General features: G+C 42.3%; 17 protein-coding genes and 1 pseudogene. 10 read left to right on the top strand and 8 right to left on the bottom strand.

The genetic code is table 11. From position 1 onward, the window contains the following. The first annotated feature begins 91 nt into the window (after positions 1–91). From AB3G73_RS01855 to AB3G73_RS01840, 4 genes are all read left to right on the top strand, one after another. Complete coding sequence (locus AB3G73_RS01855) at positions 92–835, top strand: polyprenol monophosphomannose synthase (RefSeq protein WP_148366176.1); 744 nt, start codon at positions 92–94, stop codon at positions 833–835. After that, a complete protein-coding gene (locus AB3G73_RS01850; RefSeq protein WP_234131996.1) occupies positions 832–2,172 on the top strand; it encodes a dihydroorotase in 1,341 nt (446 codons plus the stop codon). Before AB3G73_RS01855 ends, AB3G73_RS01850 begins: the two co-directional genes overlap by 4 nt. Positions 2,173–2,344: 172 nt before the next feature. Continuing rightward, a complete protein-coding gene (locus AB3G73_RS01845; protein WP_099146416.1) occupies positions 2,345–3,247 on the top strand; it encodes a vitamin B12 dependent-methionine synthase activation domain-containing protein in 903 nt (300 codons plus the stop codon). Positions 3,248–3,315: 68 nt separating this feature from the next. Then, on the top strand, positions 3,316–3,828 hold the full coding sequence (locus AB3G73_RS01840; RefSeq protein ID WP_074637383.1) for an RNA polymerase sigma factor: 513 nt from the start codon (positions 3,316–3,318) through the stop codon (positions 3,826–3,828). A gap of 72 nt (positions 3,829–3,900) precedes the next feature. Here the strand turns inward: AB3G73_RS01840 and AB3G73_RS01835 are convergent. From AB3G73_RS01835 to AB3G73_RS01825, 3 genes and pseudogenes are all read right to left on the bottom strand, one after another. Beyond that, positions 3,901–3,945, bottom strand: a pseudogene (locus AB3G73_RS01835) (hypothetical protein); the annotation flags it as partial. 511 nt (positions 3,946–4,456) lie between these two features. Next, a complete protein-coding gene (locus AB3G73_RS01830; protein WP_367742131.1) occupies positions 4,457–7,324 on the bottom strand; it encodes an AAA family ATPase in 2,868 nt (955 codons plus the stop codon). After that, positions 7,321–8,574 (bottom strand): exonuclease SbcCD subunit D, encoded by a 1,254-nt coding sequence (locus AB3G73_RS01825; RefSeq protein WP_148366167.1) that lies wholly within the window; start codon positions 8,572–8,574, stop codon positions 7,321–7,323. The genes AB3G73_RS01830 and AB3G73_RS01825 overlap by 4 nt, the downstream gene beginning before the upstream one ends. A gap of 120 nt (positions 8,575–8,694) precedes the next feature. Between AB3G73_RS01825 and AB3G73_RS01820 the strand changes: the two genes are divergently transcribed. After that, a complete protein-coding gene (locus AB3G73_RS01820) occupies positions 8,695–9,453 on the top strand; it encodes a 1-acyl-sn-glycerol-3-phosphate acyltransferase (protein ID WP_004297350.1) in 759 nt (252 codons plus the stop codon). Between the two features lie 99 nt (positions 9,454–9,552). Here the strand turns inward: AB3G73_RS01820 and AB3G73_RS01815 are convergent, their stop codons facing one another. From AB3G73_RS01815 to AB3G73_RS01805, 3 genes are all read right to left on the bottom strand, one after another. After that, a complete protein-coding gene (locus AB3G73_RS01815; RefSeq protein ID WP_148366165.1) occupies positions 9,553–10,029 on the bottom strand; it encodes a polysaccharide deacetylase in 477 nt (158 codons plus the stop codon). Positions 10,030–10,194: 165 nt separating this feature from the next. Continuing rightward, positions 10,195–11,949 carry a hypothetical protein gene (locus AB3G73_RS01810; protein WP_148366163.1) on the bottom strand — a complete coding sequence of 585 codons (1,755 nt, stop codon included), beginning with the start codon at positions 11,947–11,949 and terminating at the stop codon, positions 10,195–10,197. A 42-nt stretch (positions 11,950–11,991) separates the two neighbouring features. Continuing rightward, on the bottom strand, positions 11,992–12,726 hold the full coding sequence (locus AB3G73_RS01805; protein WP_074637391.1) for a DUF4369 domain-containing protein: 735 nt from the start codon (positions 12,724–12,726) through the stop codon (positions 11,992–11,994). Positions 12,727–12,883: 157 nt separating this feature from the next. Between AB3G73_RS01805 and AB3G73_RS01800 the strand changes: the two genes are divergently transcribed. The 3 genes from AB3G73_RS01800 to AB3G73_RS01790 are packed head-to-tail and all read left to right on the top strand — an operon-like array spanning position 12,884 to position 18,480. Further along, on the top strand, positions 12,884–14,128 hold the full coding sequence (locus tag AB3G73_RS01800; protein WP_074637393.1) for an anaerobic sulfatase-maturation protein: 1,245 nt from the start codon (positions 12,884–12,886) through the stop codon (positions 14,126–14,128). 32 nt (positions 14,129–14,160) lie between these two features. Then, entirely contained in the window at positions 14,161–16,320 is a 2,160-nt protein-coding gene (locus AB3G73_RS01795) for a S46 family peptidase (protein WP_217721526.1), read from the top strand. Next, a complete protein-coding gene (locus AB3G73_RS01790) occupies positions 16,321–18,480 on the top strand; it encodes a S46 family peptidase (protein ID WP_320979905.1) in 2,160 nt (719 codons plus the stop codon). 86 nt (positions 18,481–18,566) lie between these two features. On the opposite strand, the gene AB3G73_RS01785 is transcribed toward AB3G73_RS01790, so the two are convergent. Then, positions 18,567–18,749 (bottom strand): type II toxin-antitoxin system HicB family antitoxin, encoded by a 183-nt coding sequence (locus tag AB3G73_RS01785; protein ID WP_004297339.1) that lies wholly within the window; start codon positions 18,747–18,749, stop codon positions 18,567–18,569. Beyond that, positions 18,746–19,873 carry a glycosyltransferase family protein gene (locus tag AB3G73_RS01780; protein ID WP_217721525.1) on the bottom strand — a complete coding sequence of 376 codons (1,128 nt, stop codon included), beginning with the start codon at positions 19,871–19,873 and terminating at the stop codon, positions 18,746–18,748. Before AB3G73_RS01780 ends, AB3G73_RS01785 begins: the two co-directional genes overlap by 4 nt. Before the next feature lie 169 nt (positions 19,874–20,042). Here AB3G73_RS01780 and trxA point away from each other — a divergent pair, with 169 nt between their 5' ends. Both trxA and AB3G73_RS01770 read left to right on the top strand, forming a co-directional pair. Beyond that, positions 20,043–20,342 carry a thioredoxin gene (trxA, locus tag AB3G73_RS01775; RefSeq protein WP_004306008.1) on the top strand — a complete coding sequence of 100 codons (300 nt, stop codon included), beginning with the start codon at positions 20,043–20,045 and terminating at the stop codon, positions 20,340–20,342. Between the two features lie 17 nt (positions 20,343–20,359). Beyond that, entirely contained in the window at positions 20,360–20,824 is a 465-nt protein-coding gene (locus AB3G73_RS01770; RefSeq protein ID WP_297284666.1) for a thioredoxin domain-containing protein, read from the top strand. Positions 20,825–20,839: the final 15 nt, after the last annotated feature.

The following is a 20,839-nucleotide window of genomic DNA, read 5'->3' as shown; positions in this document are numbered from 1 at the left end:
AATGGGGGTATGAAACACGTTAAATTTTCCTTAGTTCAGCTATAACTAAAGGAAAAGAACTACTTTTGTTTCTAAATTTTATAGTATCTATATGCAGACATCGGATAGCATTGTAATTATCCCCACCTATAATGAACGGGAGAACATAGAAAATATCATCCGTGCCGTTTTCGGCCTTCCCCAAGTATTCCATATTCTGGTCATAGAAGACGGCTCTCCGGACGGGACGGCAGCCATCGTAAGAAAACTGCAACAAGAATTTCCCGAACGGCTTTTTATGATTGAACGTAAAGGAAAACTGGGACTGGGCACTGCCTACATTACCGGATTTAAATGGGCACTAGAGCACGCATACGAGTATATTTTTGAAATGGATGCAGACTTCAGTCATAATCCGAATGATTTACCCCGTTTGTATCAGGCTTGTTCGGAACAAGGAGGAGATGTATCTATCGGTTCCCGTTATGTCAGCGGAGTGAATGTAGTGAATTGGCCGATGGGACGGGTATTGATGTCATACTTCGCCTCTAAATATGTGCGGTTTATCACCGGAATACCTGTACATGACACCACTGCCGGATTTGTTTGCTACCGCCGTCAGGTATTGGAAACGATCGATTTAGATCATATTCGTTTTAAAGGATATGCCTTTCAGATTGAAATGAAATTCACTGCATCCAAGTGTGGTTTCAAAATCATCGAAGTTCCCGTTATCTTCATTAATCGTGAATTAGGGACTTCTAAAATGAATAGCAGCATCTTTGGAGAAGCCATATTTGGTGTGATAAAATTAAAAGTAAATAGTTGGTTCCATAAATTCCCACAAAAGAAATGAAACGTACACTGATTCAAAATGCCGTTATTGTCAACGAAGGAAGAAAAGTTCTGGGTTCAGTAGTAATCGAGAATGAAAAGATAGCCGAAATATGGGTCGGTGAAGAAAACGCAACTGCCCCCTGTGACGAGATAATAGACGCAACCGGATGTTATCTTTTGCCGGGTGCCATCGACGAACATGTGCATTTCCGCGATCCCGGACTGACTCATAAGGCAGATATCACCACAGAAAGTCGTGCTGCGGCAGCAGGAGGTGTCACCTCTATCATGGATATGCCCAATACCAATCCGCAAACTACTACATTGGAGGCTTTGGAAGAAAAATTTATTCTGTTGGGTGAAAAGTCGGCTGTCAACTATTCCTGCTATTTCGGAGCAACGAATAATAACTATACCCAGTTTGCACAACTGGATAAACACCGGGTTTGTGGAGTGAAGCTATTTATGGGGTCAAGCACCGGCAATATGCTGGTAGACCGGATGGCCAGTCTGCGTAATATATTCGGTGGAACTGATCTGCTCATCGCTGCTCATTGCGAAGATCAGGGAATTATCAAAGAAAATACGGATAAATATAAGAAAGAATACGGAGACGATGTACCTTTGGCTCTTCATCCGCTCCTTCGTTCGGAAGAGGCTTGCTATCGTTCTTCCGAACTGGCAGTGCAGTTGGCACGTGAGACAAACGCCCGCCTGCACATCATGCATATTTCCACAGCTAAAGAGTTGAGCCTGTTTTCTAATGTACCTTTGGTACAAAAAAAGATCACGGCAGAAGCCTGTGTTTCTCATCTGCTCTTTACGGAAGAGGACTATCAGACACTGGGTGCCCGCATCAAATGCAACCCTGCCATTAAGACAGCGCAAGACCGGAAAGCTTTGCAAGAGGCTGTCAATAGCGGTTTGATTGATGCCATTGCCACAGATCATGCCCCACACTTACTTAGCGAAAAAGAAGGCGGTGCCTTAAAAGCAATGTCCGGAATGCCGATGATTCAGTTCTCACTCGTCAGTATGTTGGAGTTGACAGAAAAAGGAGTGTTTACTATCGAAAAAGTAGTAGAAAAGATGGCTCATGCTCCTGCGCAGATGTATGAGATACCAAACAGAGGATTCATTCGCAAAGGCTATCAGGCTGACTTGGTATTAGTCCGTCCCGGAAGCGAATGGACGGTAACAACCGATTGTATTCTAAGCAAATGCAAATGGAGTCCATTAGAGGGACACACATTCGACTGGAAAGTAGAGAAAACATTTGTAAACGGACATCTGTTATATAACAACGGAGAAATAGACGAGACTTATCGCGGACAGGAATTGTTCTTTGAGCGATAAATAATATTTCAGGCACGGATTACACGGATTTATTTCACGGTTTTTAGAAATATGACTATATAAAACAACAGCGTAATCCGTGTAATCCGTGCCTAAGAACATCAATATCCTGAAGGAAATCTTGCCAGGCACTACGTTGCCGCCATTAAACTCCTATTTAATTGCATAATTTATGATTTTATCTTATAAAATACATACAGTCACTCCCTACATCAACTGGATTTACTTTTTCCACGCATGGGGTTTCCAACCGCGTTTTGCAGCCATCGCCAACATTCACGGATGTGATGCCTGCCGTGCTTCGTGGCTGACAACTTTCCCGGAAGAAGAGCGTAATAAAGCTTCCGAAGCAATGCAGCTATTCAAAGAAGCCAATCGGATGCTCGATCTGCTTGACCGGGATTATGAAGTAAAGACCATCTTCAAGCTTTGCAAGGCAAACTCTGACGGGGATAACCTGATTATTGAGAAAGAAAAAGACCGGTTCATCACCTTTCCTTTACTGCGCCAACAAACGCCGAAAAGAGATGGTAGTCCTTTTCTTTGTCTAAGCGACTTTATCCGTCCGATTTCTTCCGGCATCCCGGATACCATCGGTGCTTTTGCTTCTTCCATTGATGCGGACATGGAAGGATTGTACGAACAGGATCCTTATAAACACCTGCTTGTCCAAACTCTCTCCGACCGACTGGCAGAAGCAGCAACAGAAAAGATGCATGAATATGTACGCAAAGAAGCATGGGGATATGCCAAAGACGAGAATTTAGGCATAGCGGATTTACTGGTCGAGAAATATCAAGGCATCCGACCTGCTGTCGGCTACCCGTCCTTACCGGATCAATCTGTCAACTTCCTGTTGGATGAACTATTGGATATGAAGCAAATAGGCATTTCACTAACCGAAAACGGAGCTATGTACCCGCACGCTTCTGTTTGCGGACTTATGTTCGCGCATCCTGCTTCCGAATACTTCTCCGTCGGAAAGATTGGACAAGACCAACTCGAAGATTATGCCCGCCGCCGGGGAAAAAGCATCGAAGAAATGTGTAAGTTTCTGGCAGCCAATCTTCAATAGTCCTTATTCTCCTGTGATTTTTCTCCTTTTCTCACGACTAACTAACCAGAAAAGTAATCATAGACTCCATGAGAGAACAAACAACAGAGGTCAGCGCCCCTATTGAGCAAGAGTTTTTGTCGGTGATCCGCGAATATGAACGAGTGATCTATAAGGTATGCTATCTGTATGCCAATCCCAATGCTCCTCTCAATGATCTGTATCAGGACGTGGTATTAAACCTTTGGAAAGCCTATCCCAAATTCAGAAAAGAATGTAAGGTTTCCACCTGGATTTACCGTATTGCCCTCAACACCTGTATCAGCTTCTATCGTAAAGAAAAGAATGTGCCGGAAATAGTCAGCCTCACCAAAGATACCGACTGGGCCATAGAAGCACACGACCCGATCAACGAAATGCTGAAACAGCTCTATCAGATGATCAACCAACTGGGACAACTCGACAAATCAATTATCCTGCTTTATCTCGAAGACAAAAGTTACGAGGAAATAGCAGAAATCACCGGACTGACGGTTACCAATGTAGCGACCAAACTAAGTCGTATCAAAGACAAACTTAAAAGAATGAAAAAGGAGGAATAAGATATATGGAACTGGAAGAACTGAAAAAATCTTGGAATGCCCTGGATGAACACTTGAAAGACAAAAAGTTCATTAAAGAAGAAGAGCTTGAAAAGCTGATAAGGCATGCGGACAAAGGTATCCACGCCATTGCCAGCCTGAACATCAAGCTTATCCTGATTTCTCTGCCGATACTGATCTTATTTTTAGCGGAGGTACTGTTGCACAACAGATTGAACCCGATCTATATCATTATCATTTTCGCATGGATTCCTGCTCTTTGCTGGGATATCGTCACCACCCGTTTCCTCCAACGGACACAAATAGACGAGATGCCTTTGGTAGAAGTAATCAGCCGCGTGAACCGTATCCATCGATGGACCATCAGGGAACGATTGATTGCTATTGCCTTCCTCCTAGTCCTGGCTATACTTTCATTTATCTACTGGCAAGTGTGGCAATATGGAATGGGTATGATAGTTTTCTTCATCCTGTTATGGGGCGGAGGACTAGGCCTGATCTTATGGGTTTACCGCAAGAAGTTCTTAAATCGTATCCACGAAATCAAGAAGAATTTAAGCGAACTGAACGAATTAATGTAAAAGAATCTAAGCTGAATAATTCATATACAGTAGGCTAAGGAGTGTGCTTACCCCACCACGGTAAGCACGCTTTTTCCATTCACTTTTTTATGTACCTGCACCTGAACAGAAATCCGTTCACTCATCTCCTGCACATGAGAGATGACTCCTATTTTCCGTCCCTGCATCTGTAATTGCTCCAATGCTTCCATGGCTGTACGCAAACTTTCCGCATCCAAAGAGCCGAAACCTTCGTCAATAAAAAGAGATTCAACTTTCAGATTATTACTTGACAAGGAAGACAAACCTAAAGCTAGTGCCAAAGAAATCAGGAACGATTCACCTCCGGAAAGAGAGTATACAGTCCGTATTTCATCACACATATCGCAATCTATTACCTGAAGTGCCAACGTATCGGGCACCTGTTGTAGCTTATAACGTTTAGAGAGATAAGATAAATGTTTATTGGCATGAAGCAGCAGCAAATTCAAAGTGTAACTTTGAGCAATCACTTTAAATTTCGCCCCATCCGCACTGCCAATCAGTTTATTCAATTTTGCCCAACGTTCGGCAACCGTCTGTTTCTCTGCCAGTTCCTTCGCAATCTGTTCCACAGTCAGTTTATTCTTTGCTTGTTGTAGCAGGCGGGCTTCCATGGTAGAAAGGGCACGTTCGACATTCATATTTTCTTCTTGTTGCTTCTTTATTATTTCGGGAAGCAGTTCGGGAGACTCTATCTTTTTATACTGTTCCTGCAACTCTCCTATAGCCAGTGCAATTTGCTTCATCTCTCCTTGCAAACCGGAGAGCCGGTTGTGTACCGCCTCTACTTCTTTACGCGCTTTCTCCAAAGCGAGATTCAGCTCTTTCTCTCTTTTTGCTACGACAGCTTCCGCTTCATCCGCACTTTTTCCTTTCAATAGCTGCGAACGTTCCTGACGAAGCACATTCAGCGCTTTTTCTATCACTTCAAATCTCTTTAGCTCGGCCGAAGCAGCATTCTGTAAAATTACCAGCTGTTCTTTGGCTGACGATACTTTCTGCATAGCCAAACGACAGAGAGAAACATTCTCACGGAGGGCTTCACAATGTGCACGCATCTTTTTAATTTCTTCATCGCCGCGCTGCCATTCTGCGTAAAGATTGCGATATTCCAAAATACGTTCTGCCAGTTCCGCCAAACGATGTTGTATCTGCTCTTCGTTTCCGGCTTCAATCCCTGCTTTATATAATGTTGCCAACTGTTCTCCGATTTGTCCGTCCACCGTTTTTTGATGTGCCAAATCACGTTGCAGGGCAATGCTCCGGTTATTCATCTGCTGACAGTTGGCTGCTGCTGCATTATACTCCTGCTCTATACTCCGGAAAAGAGTATCTACCACCTCCTGCCCCTGATGATAAGGATGCGCTGTGCTTCCACAAACCGGACAAGCCTCCCCTTGCTGTAATTGTCGGCGCAATGCTTTTACATCTTTTCCCACTGCCATACGTGCATTTTCGTAAAGACGTTGAGTAACTTTCAATGCGGTTTCTTGCTCCGTCAATTGTTTCAGACAATCGGCCACTTCTTTCTCTAGTCTTTCTATTTCCGTCTTTGCTTTCGTCTGCGTTTCCGTTAATTGCCGGATATTCTGCTGACGAGTCAACTCTTTTTGCAACTTCACCTGTTCTTCGGCCAATAACGGATATCCGAAAGAATTTAAGCGCAATAAACGTTCCTCATTCGTACTTGTAGCGGCAGCCAGTTTGCTTTCTTCTTGCCGTAGAATCTCTTCCACCTGTTCAAGTTGCAGTGCTTCTTCTATCCCTACATGGCTTAACAAACGGCTCAGAGAAGAATAAGACACCTGTAATTGTTCCGCAGCCACCCGCATTTTTTGTTCCTGCTCCGCCACCTGCCTATTAGCCGCCTGTAAAATCTGCTGCGACTGTGTATAACTGCTTTGCTGTGATTGTATCTGTACATCCAATTGACGTGCTTTCTTCAAGTCCGGCTGTATGGCCTCCCATTGTGCCTTAAAATGCACCAATCCTTCCTCTTGGGAAGCTAATGCACCCTGCAGTACTTTCTCCCTGGCCTGTTCCTCCTGTTCTTCCTGCAGCTTTTTCTTCCAAAGTTCTTCCTGTATTTTTAATGAACGAACCACATTCAGTTGTTCATTCTGTTCTGCCAGCAGTTTAATCCCTACTGCACGCTTTTCAGTCGATAGTTCTTTCTCTTTTTGCAGAGCAAGCAGCTCTTCTTCCGGCATCAGTTCGATCACATTCATTCGATTCTGAATCAAGGTCACCTCTTCTTGTGCCGCCTTATTCCGGGCATAAACCTCTTGAGAAATCCGGGAATAAACACCGGTTCCTGTCAACTTCTCCAGTAATTCTGCTTTCGCCGCCCCTTTTGATTTCAGAAATGTAGCAAAATCATTTTGTGCCAATAATACTGTACGGGTAAACTGTTCATACGTCAGGCCAACCAACTCCACCAACTGAATCAACAACTCTTTCTTGGTACCTTGAAATTCTTTCTCCGTATCCAATTCTTTCACTTCCAGCGTTTGTGGCTGCAAAGAACCGTTTATCTTGTTTCTTGTCCGCCTCACCGACCAACGAGAGCGGTAACGCCGTCCGTCAATACCTAAGAAATCGACTTCCGCATAACCGTCACTTGTCCCCCGGCGCAACAAATTTCTAACATCAGACTGATTAATCTGATTATCTCCCACATCTGCCAGGTTCACATTTTCCACTGAAGTAGCGAAGCGGGGAGCCTTATCATACAATGCCAGACATAAGGCATCTAATAAAGTAGACTTACCTGCACCGGTAGGTCCTGAAATGGCAAATATACCTGCAGAATGTAATGGTTCTGCCATAAAATCCACTTCTACCGTCCCTTCTATCGAGGTCAGATTCTTCAATCGTATAGCTAGTATTTTCATTCTTCTTCCTCCTCTTCTTTACGGGTAGCAGCCAAATAGGCCTCTTCAAACAAACCTGTCAGTTCTACAGGCATTTCCACCTGATAAATCTTCTCAAAGGCAGACTGTGCAATCTGTAAGGGAGACATCTCCTGCAACCCCCTCTTCCAGTTTTCATTTTCTTTCACCGTATTTCCGATATCAGTGTGATAGGTAGAAACAATACGCGCCAACCGATAGTTTTTATCTGCCAGTGCCTCTTCAATCTCCTGTCGAAGCATGGGTTCCGGTTCCTCCAACAATACCTTTACTTCCAGATATGGGGCTACGGCTTCTGTCTCGGGTAGTTCCTTCAAGGCTTTCAAGATAGCTTCCGGTGAGACGGGTTCTCCATTCGGCACACTCACCAAAGGTATTAATTTCGGGCATTCCAACCGTTCAATATCCACCGCACAGCCTCCGTCGAAAGTCACCATCACGACTCCATGATGATAATGTTTCTCGGCAAAAGACATCGGAATGGGGCTTCCGGCATATCTCACATTCTCTCTTCCGGACACTCGTTGCGCTTTATGTATATGTCCTAATGCCGTATAAGCTATCTGTTCGGAAAAAGCTTCCGGAGATACACACTCCAACCCGCCAATCACGGTACGCTCGCTATAATCCTTCTCTGCAATCTCCGATCCTGTGGCCTGCAAATGACCGATGGCAAGAATCGCCTGATTCTCCGTCCTTCGCTTCCATAATCTTTGCAAAAGTTGTGCATAAAGTTCGCGAACTCCTTCCGCATACGGATTACCTTCCGTTTGCACGGCCGGATAATCTCCCTGACGCAGAAAAGGAACTGCCATGCAAAGCAATTCTACTTCCCCTTGCCGGTTCTTCAGTTCTACAGTCAGATGGTCATAATCGATCTCTCCGCCTTCGAGCTTGCGAACTACCCCTCTGACTTCCGTCCGCATAGCTTGCAACAGAGGCAAAGGAGCTTCCAGGCGTGCTGCCGAATCATGGTTGCCGGCAACAATGACAATCTGCAAATACGGATTCTCTGCTGTCACCCGATAAATAAACTGATAATACATGCTTTGGGATGCAGCGGAAGGGTTGGAAACATCAAAAACATCTCCGGCTATAATCAATGCATCAATCTCTTTCTGACGAATTTCTTCTGCCAGCCAATTCAGGAATACTTTATGTTCTTCCGTGCGATCATAACCAAAAAAGGTTTGTCCTAGATGCCAGTCGGCAGTATGCAATATACGTATCATAATTTTGTAACTATCTCTAATAACAAGAGGCAAAAATAACACAATCGAAAAGATTATATCACATCTGCCCCTCTTTTTTACCAATAATCATGTATATTTGCAGGATAAAAATCCAACCCTATGAAGATACTGTATTATATTTATCAGATTTGCATCGCTTTGCCTATTTTATTAGTGTTGACCATCCTCACGGCAATCGTCACTATTGTAGGTTCTCTCTTGGGAGGAGCCCACATCTGGGGATATTATCCGGGGAAGATTTGGTCACAATTAATTTGTCTGTTTCTGTTGATTCCCGTGAAGATTGAGGGACGTGAAAAGTTGCATGACAAAACTTCCTATATTTTCGTACCTAATCATCAGGGTTCATTCGATATTTTCCTTATTTATGGCTTCATCGGAAGAAACTTTAAGTGGATGATGAAAAAAAGCCTGCGTAAACTGCCGTTTGTAGGAAAAGCCTGTGAAAGTGCAGGACATATCTTTGTAGACAGATCCGGCCCTAAAAAAGTATTGGAAACAATCCGGCAGGCAAAAGACTCATTGAAAGATGGGGTTTCTCTCGTTGTCTTTCCTGAAGGAGCGCGTACATTTACAGGACACATGGGATACTTTAAGAAAGGAGCCTTCCAGTTGGCGGATGATTTACAGCTGGCGGTTGTACCCGTCACCATTGACGGCTCGTTCGAAATTCTGCCACGCACAGGCAAATGGATACACCGTCATCGCATGATTCTGACTATTCATGAGCCTATTCCTCCCAAAGGGAAAGGAATGGAAAATATCAAGGCAACCATGGCAGAAGCCTACGCTGCGGTTGAAAGTGCCCTGCCGGAACAATACAAGGGAATGGTGAAAAACGAAGATCAAGACCGATAATCAGTACATAATATTTATATAAATATGAGGATGCTCACGCACCCCCATATTCCTAACCAGTTTTATGCATCAAACTATTAAATTAAGAAATTCAGATATTTAGATGTTTTGCAAGGTTATGGTTTGGTTTGACATCATTTGTAATTCTTGAAAAGTCAAATTAAAACTTTTATAAATTTCCTTTTCTAAATTCTCTAATGGGAAAGATTCATTTCTGACGCCATTAATCTTCCCTCTAAACCGATTGTTATAATGCTTGCGGAATGTATCCGGAGTAACCAGACCTCCCAAGCCATAATCCCCCACTACAATCACCGGCTTTCGGCGCAATACCCCTTCGTAAGCGGTAATTCCCGCACCAATAATCAAGTCGGCTTCTTCAATCAGTTTACCGATTTCACTCTCGGAGGATATATAATCCACCTGATACTCTGAATATTTACTTAATAGAACTCCTATCCTTAACCTGGTGCGAGAATTAGCTATTCCGACAACAATGCTGACTTTTTGTTCTATTAACTGCAATTCGTCACCTCTCAAAGAAGAAGCGGCAGATAATTCATTAGGATTTTTCATATAGCTATTTGGTTTTTGTTGTGTCAAAAGTACGGCATGCATCCGAAAACACAAAAAAAGTCACCCGGACAAAATCAGCGCGCCTGATTTTCCGTAAACACCTACATTTCAATAAAATACAGACTATCGTTCTATTAATGACCCGGACAATTCATTTTTTATTTATCAAAAGTCCCTTAAAAACACATTCAAATCTTCTTGTGGAGAAATGCCTAATCGACCTTTCAGCCTCCCTTTTGCTTTAGTGACAGAATCGGAAGAGGTCTGAAAAATACGTGCCAGTTCTTCATTGGTCAGTCCAAATTTAAGAAAGCAACAGATCTCAAGATCATGTTTAGTCAATAAAGGAGTTTTGTCAAGCAACCGGGTAACGTAATTAGAATAGAGTAAATCAAACAGGCTAAACAATTTATAGCGTTCTCCATTAGACAATTTGCCTCTTAAGGTTCCCTCTTTGATAGCAAGCAGCAGACGAAAAGCGGATATGTACTGTTCAGAAGAGGGTCCGACAGTTAATTCTCCTCCCAGTTCTTTCAACAGTCCCGATAAGGTTTTGTTCTGCATACTCAAAAGAACAATCTTTCCATTCAACTCGCCTACCTTCATTCGATTTTCTTCCAGTATGCGGTTCTCTTCCAGTACTTGATCTTTCAACTCCTGAATTTCTTCCATCTCCTGCTGGTATCGCTTTATCTCCTCTTCATTATCTCTAATCTGGGATTCGATTTCGGCAATCTTCTTCCTGTGATTCTTACTTTTATAGTAGTAATAACACATATAGAAGGCCACAATCAGGAAAATAACCGTACCGCAAAATATAAAAACCGTACGGTCCACTTTCAGTTGTAAATTATCATTCCGGAGCTTCTCGTTCTCGTACTGCTTTTGCAGTTCTGTTATCAGCTCCTGCGAATCGACTTCATCCAATACATTCACGATAGAGTCCGCTTTTTCATGGTAGATAATCGCTTCCTCAAAATTATCAATATCTTTTTCCAGAAAGTATAAATTGTTATATGCGTCAATACGGGTATATTCTTTAGAAGAATTGATACTCATCTTAAAATATTTCCGGGCGTTCTCTACATCGCCCATCTGTATATACAAATAACCGAGAGACATACACTCCACGTATTTCCTTTCTTCATCCGTTTCTTTTTCATAAGCAGCAAGAAAATAGCGTTCTGACTTTTTCAGTTCTCCCATAGAACGGCACAGTATCCCCAACTCATGTAAAATGGAAACTTCAGACGAATATTGCTTTTCCCTGGCTAGTGCTAAAGCATTAATATAATAGAAATAACAGCTATCCCATTTATTCTGAAACAAATAAGCCCGGCCTATATTTTGCCCGGCTCTGACAAGACTCAAAGAATCTTTCAACTCTTCATAGATTGTATATGACTCCCGAAAATTCTCCAACGACTCCTGATACAATTTCTTTTTCCGGTTAATCATCCCTATCTCATCAGTAGCCATTGCAAACATCTTACAACATTGAATATTCCCGAACATTTCTTTTGCCGAAGACAGGAATGTCAAAGCCTCTTCATCTTTGCCCAGTTCACGCAACACTCTTCCATAATAATACTGTGCTTTAGCACGTGTTGCGGAGTCACCACGCTCTACAGTATAGTAATTCAGTGCCAGTGCAATCAATGAGTCAGAAGTAAACTTCACATAGTTCCGATCCATCGCCTGCGTCAATAAAAGTGCATAATCCGCCTGCAACTTTCCACGTAGTTTTTCAGTATGAGGTATTGACTTTAATAGATACAGAGCTGTATCCGGAAGAGATTCCATGCACATTTCGATCCTCCGGAATGCCACATCAGGGGCCTCCGAATCTCTATGACAAGAAACCGATAAGACTAAAATAAAAAAGAAAGCGGCGTATACCGGAACAGTAGTCGTTTTCACTTTACTTGAGTTTTGTACAAAAATACACAAAAAACTCAAGTATTACTTATTTGTTGAAGCATTTTGTTCCAATCGTTGATGTTCTTCTATCAACTTCATGTTTTCTCTTGCTTTAGACAGGAATTCTCTAACCAGCTTATTATCTTTAAAAGAATAAGGAGCATCCTTGATTATATCATCAATTTGCGGAGTCATAATCGGATAAGGCAAAGAGCTGCAGAGCATCATAAACACACTGGGTCCCAGCACATTTTCATAATTATCGGAGATGAACGTTTTTACATACTGATTCATCGCTTTCATCAGTGAGTCTCCTTCCACCACCAACTGACCGTGAATTTCATCCAGATCGCCTCCATCCAGTACCATACGGGTTTCCTTCTGCTCCAGTTCACCAATGCTTTCTTCCAATTGGTTTCTTTTGCTGATAAACTCATACAGTGCATTATTTAAAGATGTTCCGACTGCCTTGAGGTCCGTATTGCTAATGGTAACTGTTATCTTCCCACTTTCCAGCACAATCGGCATAATGCTTTCTTCATCCATGTAAAGTGTCACCATCTGTACGGAATCTATTTTCCCTTTCATTGAGAACAGACCATGCACTACTTCAGCTGAATCCAGCTTCACCCACTCTCCATCCCGAAGGGATTTAAGATACAGCATCTTTCCATCCAGACTATTCACTGAAGAGGTTCCTTCAATCTTGTACTTACTGGTGCAGGAAGCAAAAAACGGAAGCAAAAGTAAAAAAGGCAAAATTTTATTCACGTTCATCTATTCATTAAATTCTGGGTACAAAGGTACAACTGATTCAGAATTCAAAGAAACATTTTATCAATATTTAAATCTTGTAAGACTCTTTTCTTTAATAATCCTTATAAACATAGGTACAAGGCTCTTTTTTTCATTTAGTTTATCTAATTTTGCAGTCATGAAAACATCAACATTTGCCCCTTTTGCCAAACCGCTTTATGTAATGGTAAAGCCTGTAGGTGCCGTATGTAATCTAGCATGCGATTACTGCTATTATTTGGAAAAGGCCAACCTATACAAAGACAATCCGAAACACGTAATGAGCGATGAACTTCTGGAAAAGTTTATCGACGAGTACATTAACTCACAAACCATGCCACAGGTGCTTTTCACCTGGCACGGAGGAGAAACGCTGATGCGACCGCTCTCCTTCTATAAAAAGGCAATGGAACTACAAAAGAAGTATGCCCGCGGACGAACGATCGACAACTGCATCCAAACCAACGGAACCATGCTCACCGACGAATGGTGTGAATTCTTCCGTGAAAACAATTGGCTGGTAGGAGTCTCTATCGATGGTCCCCAGGAGTTTCATGACGAGTATCGTAAAAACAAAATGGGAAAACCCTCTTTTGTGAAAGTGATGCAAGGCATCAATCTTTTGAAAAAACATGGGGTGGAATGGAATGCGATGGCAGTCATTAATGACTTCAATGCCGACTACCCACTAGACTTTTACCATTTCTTTAAAGAAATCGGTTGCCAGTATATCCAGTTCGCTCCTATCGTTGAACGTATTCTCTCACATGAAGACGGTCGTCACCTCGCTTCTCTTGCAGAAAATAAAGCCGGAACTCTTGCTGATTTTTCGATCACCCCGGAACAATGGGGTAACTTCCTTTGTACTCTTTTCGACGAATGGGTGAAAGAAGACGTAGGCAAATACTACGTACAAATATTCGATTCGACTTTGGCGAATTGGATGGGCGAACAACCCGGTATATGCACAATGGCAAAGACCTGTGGTCATGCCGGTGTGATGGAATTCAACGGAGATGTTTATTCTTGCGACCACTTTGTATTCCCCGAATATAAATTAGGTAACATTTACAGTAAAACTCTGGTGGAAATGATGCATAGCGAACGTCAGCACAATTTCGGGAACATGAAATATCAGTCTCTCCCTACTCAATGCAAGGAATGTGAGTTCCTGTTTGCCTGCAACGGAGAATGCCCGAAAAATCGTTTCAGCCAAACGGCCGAAGGCGAACCGGGGTTAAATTACTTATGCAAAGGGTATTATCAGTTCTTTAAGCATGTAGCTCCTTACATGGACTTTATGAAAAACGAACTAATGAATCAACGCCCGCCTGCTAATATCATGGAAGCACTGAAAAACGGAGATTTAAAAATTGAATACTAACCAATCATATATTGTAATTTTATCATTTAATAATGAACAGATTAAGACTTTATCTATTAGCGCTGACCGCGCTTTTTGTATGTTCCGTTAGAGCGGATGAGGGTATGTGGCTATTGCAACTGATGCAACAGCAACACTCCATAGACATGATGAAAAAACAGGGATTAAAACTGGAAGCACAAGACCTATATAATCCGAATGGCATTTCTCTTAAAGATGCTGTAGGTATATTCGGAGGAGGGTGTACCGGAGAAATTATCTCACCCGAAGGTTTGATTCTAACCAATCACCACTGTGGCTACGCTTCCATCCAACAACATAGTAGTGTTGAACACGATTATCTGACTGACGGTTTCTGGGCTACTTCCAGAGACAAAGAGCTCCCTACTCCGGGACTGAAATTTACATTTATCGAACGTATCGAAGATATTACGGATATTGTCAATGCTAAGATTGCGGCGAAAGAAATCACCGAATCCGAATCATTCAGCAATATATTCCTTCAAAAGCTGGCTCATGATCTTTATTTTAAAAGTGACCTGGCAGACAAAAAAGGAATTGTTCCGCAAGCTCTTCCGTTCTATGCCGGAAATAAATTCTATCTTTTCTACAAGAAAATATATCCGGATGTACGTATGGTAGCCGCTCCCCCCTCTTCTATCGGTAAGTTTGGCGGTGAAACAGACAACTGGATGTGGCCGCGTCATACCGGCGACTTTTCCATGTTCCGTATTTATGCAGATGCAAATGGTGAACCGGCAGAATACAGCGAGAGCAACGTCCCACTGAAAACCAAGAAACATTTGTCTATCTCTATCAAAGGATTGAAAGAAGGAGATTATGCAATGATTATGGGATTCCCCGGAAGTACGAGCCGCTACCTGACTGTATCAGAAGTAAAAGAACGTATGGAATCGGAGAACGATCCACGTATCCGTATTCGTGGTGCACGTTTGGCTGTCCTGAAGGAAGTAATGAATGCCAGTGACAAAATCCGTATTCAGTATGCTAACAAGTATGCAGGTTCCAGCAACTATTGGAAAAACTCCATCGGCATGAATAAAGCCATCATCGATAATGATGTATTAGGAACAAAAGCTGCACAAGAAGCCAAATTCGCAGAGTTTGCAAAAGCACAAAACAATGCTGAATATGCAGCAGTAGTGAAGAATATTGATGACCTGGTAGCTAAGACAACTCCTCTCAACTATCAGTACACCTGTTTGAGAGAGACTTTCTTCGGAGCTATCGAATTTGGCAATATTATGTTGGCTAAAACACGCGAAGCATTGCTTGAGAAAAACGATTCAGTAATCGAAGCACGCATGAAAGCCTTGGAAAGCACTTACGAAAGCATCCATAACAAAGATTACGATCATGAAGTAGACCGCAAGGTAGCGAAAGCCTTGTTCCCCTTATATGCTGAAATGATTCCGGCAAACCAACGTCCTTCTATTTATAAGGTTATTGAGCAGAAATATAAAGGCGATTATAACAAATTCGTTGATGATATGTATGACAACTCTATTTTTGCCAACCGGGCAAACTTCGAGAAGTTTACAAAGAAGCCTTCAGTGAAAGCGATTGACAATGATCTGGCACTGCAATACTGCCAGTCTAAATACGACTTGATGGATACACTGGCTTCCCAACTCAAGGATATGGATAAAGAACTGGCTTTGCTACACAAAACTTATATCCGTGGTCTGGGTGAAATGAAGTTGCCTGTACCTTCTTATCCGGATGCAAACTTTACCATTCGTCTGACCTATGGTAACGTGAAACCTTATGATCCGAAAGACGGCGTACACTACAACTACTATACGACCACTAAGGGAATTCTTGAAAAAGAAAATCCGGAAGACCGTGAATTCGTTGTACCTGCCAAACTGAAGGAACTGATTGAAAAGAAAGATTATGGCCGTTACGCTTTACCGAATGGTGATATGCCAGTCTGCTTCCTGTCGACCAACGACATCACCGGTGGTAACTCCGGTAGCCCGGTACTGAATGAAAACGGAGAACTGATCGGTTGTGCTTTTGATGGCAACTGGGAATCATTAAGCGGTGACATCAACTTCGACAACAACCTGCAACGTTGTATTAATTTAGATATCCGTTACGTCCTGTTCATTCTGGAAAAATTAGGAAACTGCGGACACCTGATCAACGAAATGACAATCGTAGAATAAATGAGAAAACAAATCCTATTTGTCCTATTTTCATTGGCAACTCTTAGCATCCACGCCGACGAAGGCATGTGGATGCTAACCGATCTGAAAGCACAGAACGCTGTTGCCATGCGCGAACTTGGTCTCGAAATTCCGATAGAGGAAGTATACAACGCAAATGGTCTTTCTCTAAAAGACGCTGTTGTACACTTCGGAGGAGGATGTACGGGAGAAGTTATCTCTTCCGAAGGACTGGTACTGACTAACCATCACTGTGGTTATGGAGCTATCCAGCAACATAGTAATGTAGAACATGACTATCTGACAGATGGTTTCTGGGCTATGAACCGTGATGCGGAACTTCCTACTCCAGGATTGACCGTCACTTTTATCGACCGTATTCTCGATGTGACCGATTACGTCACCGAGCAACTGAAAAAAGATCCGGACCCGGATGGTGTTAACTATCTATCACCAAGTTATCTTGGCAACGTAGCAGAACGTTTTGCCAAAGCCGAGAATATAGAAATAACTCCTGCAACAAAGTTGGAGCTCAAGGCTTTTTATGGAGGAAACAAATATTACCTGTTCATCAAAACAGTGTATAGTGATATTCGTATGGTAGGGGCTCCTCCTTCTTCCATCGGTAAATTCGGAGCTGATACCGACAACTGGATGTGGCCTCGTCACACAGGCGACTTTTCTCTCTTCCGTATTTACGCGGACAAGAATGGAAAACCGGCAGAATATTCTAAAGACAACGTTCCTCTGCAAGTGAAAAAACATCTGAAGATCAGCCTCGCCGGAGTTCAGGAAGGAGATTTCACCTTTGTCATGGGATTCCCCGGACGTAACTGGCGGTATATGATTGCCGACGAAGTGGAAGAACGGATGCAAACGACCAATTTCATGCGCCAGCATGTACGCGGAGCCCGTCAGAAAGTACTTATGGAGCAAATGCTGAAAGATCCGGCAGTGCGTATTCATTATGCAAGCAAATATGCTTCTTCGGCCAATTATTGGAAAAATGCCATCGGCATGAATGAAGGACTGATACGCCTCAATGTACTGGATACCAAACGTGCACAGCAAGAAGAACTGTTAACCCGCGGCCGTGAAAAGGGAGATGATTCGTATCAGAAAGCCTTTGATGAGATTCGCTCTATTGTATCTCACCGACGCGATGCGCTATATCATCAGCAGGCTATCAATGAAGCATTAGTCACTGCCCTTGATTTTATGCGTATTCCTTCCACGACAGAATTGGTTACCGCTCTGAAATCGAAAGATAAAGAGCAGATAAAAGAAGCAAAACTAAAACTGAAGAAAGAAGGAGATAAGTATTTTGCTTCTGTCCCCTTCCCGGACGTAGAACGGATGGTAGCCAAAGAAATGTTGAAGACTTATGCCAACTACATTCCGGCAGAACAACGAATCAACATCTTCGAAATCATCAATTCCCGTTTCAAGGGAAGTATTGACGCCTTCGTTGATGCCTGTTTCGAACATTCCATTTTCGGCAATCCTAAAAACTTTGAGAAGTTTATCAAGAAACCAAGTTTGTATAAAATAGGATATGACTGGATGGTATTATTCAAATATTCTGTTACCGACGGAATCCTGAAAACAGCCATTGCCATGAAAGAAGCTAATCAGAACTATGACGCAGCTCATAAAGTATGGGTGAAAGGCATGATGGACATGAGACAGGAAAAAGGAACGCCGATTTATCCGGATGCGAACTCTACTTTACGATTGACATACGGCCAGGTGCTTTCTTATGAACCGGCTGACGGTGTGGTATATGATGCTCATACCACCCTCAAAGGTGTGATGGAAAAAGAAGATCAGGGAAACTGGGAATTCGTAGTGCCTCAAAAACTAAAAGAACTATATAACTCCCAGGATTATGGACGTTATGGCAAAAACGGTGAAATGCCTGTCTGCTTTATCGTAAACACCGACAATACAGGAGGAAACTCCGGCAGCCCGGTATTTAACAGCAAAGGGCAGTTGGTAGGAACTGCTTTCGACCGCAACTTTGAAGGCTTAACAGGCGACATTGCTTTCCGTCCTTCATCGCAACGAGCCGCTTGCGTCGATATCCGCTATACCTTGTTTATCATCGATAAATATGCGGGAGCCTCTCATATCATCAATGAACTTAGCATTGTTGAGTAAATTGAGAGTTGAGAATTAAAAATTGAGAAATATGATGCCAGATGGCATAACTTTTATTTCTCAATTTTTAATTCTCAACTCTCAATTTATATAAATTCTTCCACCATATACATCTCGTCAATCATCTCATTCATTATATTCTGTAAATTCTGAACTGCTTCTTCAGGAGATTCCCCATAAGCATTACATTGCATATTTACAGTCAACCAGGCATAATAGCCACCATCTGATGCGCGTTCAAGCACATAATCCGTTCTGTTTAGCTTCATATTGGTAAATAATTAGTGAATGTTGGTATTGAAGTTATTTCTGAATGTGAAGCTGCCGGTTTCTCCAGTTCACGGATCATCCGACGTTCACAGCTGCGAACCCAATAAACGAAATGACGGTTCGGAGTATATTCTCCTGCAAAGCGAAGCAGCGGCTGCAAATCAAAGGAATCACTGATTATTCCTGCCCCCGCTTTCATTGCATCATAGGCATTGCAGTCTTGTTCAATATGTGCCGGAACCATTAATACAGGTTTTCCAAGATACATTGCTTCGCAAATGGACTCGAAGCCTGCCGTACTGGCATAAGCCTTGCAACCCGCCATCGCATTAAGAAACTTCACATCATCTATTTGATGGAAACTCAATGTTTCGTCAATCCGTGTCACCTCTTCGGCATCCGATCTATCCCAGAAAAAAGTTAAAGGAAGTCCCGGATGCTTTGCATGAAAGTTCTCTACGCTATCGGCAAACCCGGAATTAACCATATATCCATGAATATAATCACCCTCTTCCGGACGGATAGCTGTCACTTCCGGACGAATCAATGGAGGAACGGTCACTATTTGATTCATATCATCCTGTTCCATTTCCAGAAAAGACAAAGCCAGTTTCTTCGAAGATCTTAGAGCGGTCATCCGGGTAAAGAAACGCAGCATCCATAACTGGCACGAATTTTTATCCGGAAACTCGAAATCACGATGTAAAAACAAATACTGATGTCCAACACAAATATACGGAACGGAGGGACGGAAGAGTGCATAGGTAAGTCCGGTTAAAAGTTCGTAGAAGTTGATGACGACTTCCGCCCCTGTCTCCCTGATCCGCTGATTTATATAATACATGCTACGAAGATACTCCGGTAATCTTAATAAATTGTATGCAACGCTTTTCGTCAGGTTCGCCCGTTTATTGTCTGCTGCAGGCAGAAAGTTCGGACTAATGAATCGCTTCACCGGTGCATGAATACTCCGATTGAAAAATCCCGGCAAAGTACGTGTCGAACTTTTCCCGACCAAGACTTCCACTACTTCATGCCCATTGCGCAATAACATTTCTTCGAGGGTGATTGCTTGTGTAAAATGCCCTCTCCCCTCACCTTGAACAATAAATAAGAATTTCATAGTTCCATTATTTTTAGATACGCAAAGTTCCCTCTTTCACATTACAAGATGATGACTCTATGATTACTATTTCATGAACAAAATCTGCTTTTTCTCGTTATATTAATAAAATAGAAAATCTATTTGCGGTCTTCAAAGACTGCTTTTTAACTCTAAGAAAGAAAAGATTATGGAAAAATTTGAAGATTTAATACAGTCACCAGTGCCCGTTTTAGTTGATTTCTTTGCAGAATGGTGTGGACCTTGCAAAGCAATGAAACCGGTTTTAGAAGAACTAAAACTTATTGTGGGAGATAAAGCACGTATTGCAAAGATAGACGTTGACCAGCATGAAGACCTGGCTACTAAATATCGCATACAAGCTGTACCGACCTTTATACTGTTTAAGAATGGAGAGGCTGTCTGGAGACATTCCGGTGTAATCCATAGTAGCGAACTACAAGGGGTTATCGAGAAGCATTATACATAAAAAGATAATAATAACGAATGAAGAAAGTATTAGTAATGGTAGCCCTCGTCATGATAAGCGTGATTGTATACGCATTCAACGACAGTAGGGAAACTAATCAAGGTGAAAAAGAGGTAACAGGTAACGGTGAAGTCGTCGTAATGAACAAAGAAATGTTTCTGAAAGACGTCTTCGATTATGAGAAATCAAAGGAGTGGAATTATAAAGGTAATAAGCCCGCCATCATCGACCTATATGCAGATTGGTGCGGACCATGTCGCCAGACAGCTCCTATCATGAAAGAACTGGCAAAGGAATATGCCGGAAAAATTGTCATCTACAAAGTCAATGTAGATAAACAAAAAGAACTGGCAGCTTTATTTAATGCAACAAGTATTCCATTGTTTGTATTCATTCCCATGAAAGGAGATCCACAGCTTTTCCGTGGAGCTGCTGACAAGGCAACTTACAAAAAAGCGATTGATGAATTTCTCTTGAAGTAAAGAAGAAAATATAGT

It is taken from the genome of Bacteroides sp. L008 (genome assembly GCF_040812255.1).
GTDB classification, from domain to species: domain Bacteria; phylum Bacteroidota; class Bacteroidia; order Bacteroidales; family Bacteroidaceae; genus Bacteroides; species Bacteroides vicugnae.
The sequence above is the reverse complement of the archived record's forward strand: the minus strand, read 5'-3'. Positions and strand labels throughout refer to the sequence as shown.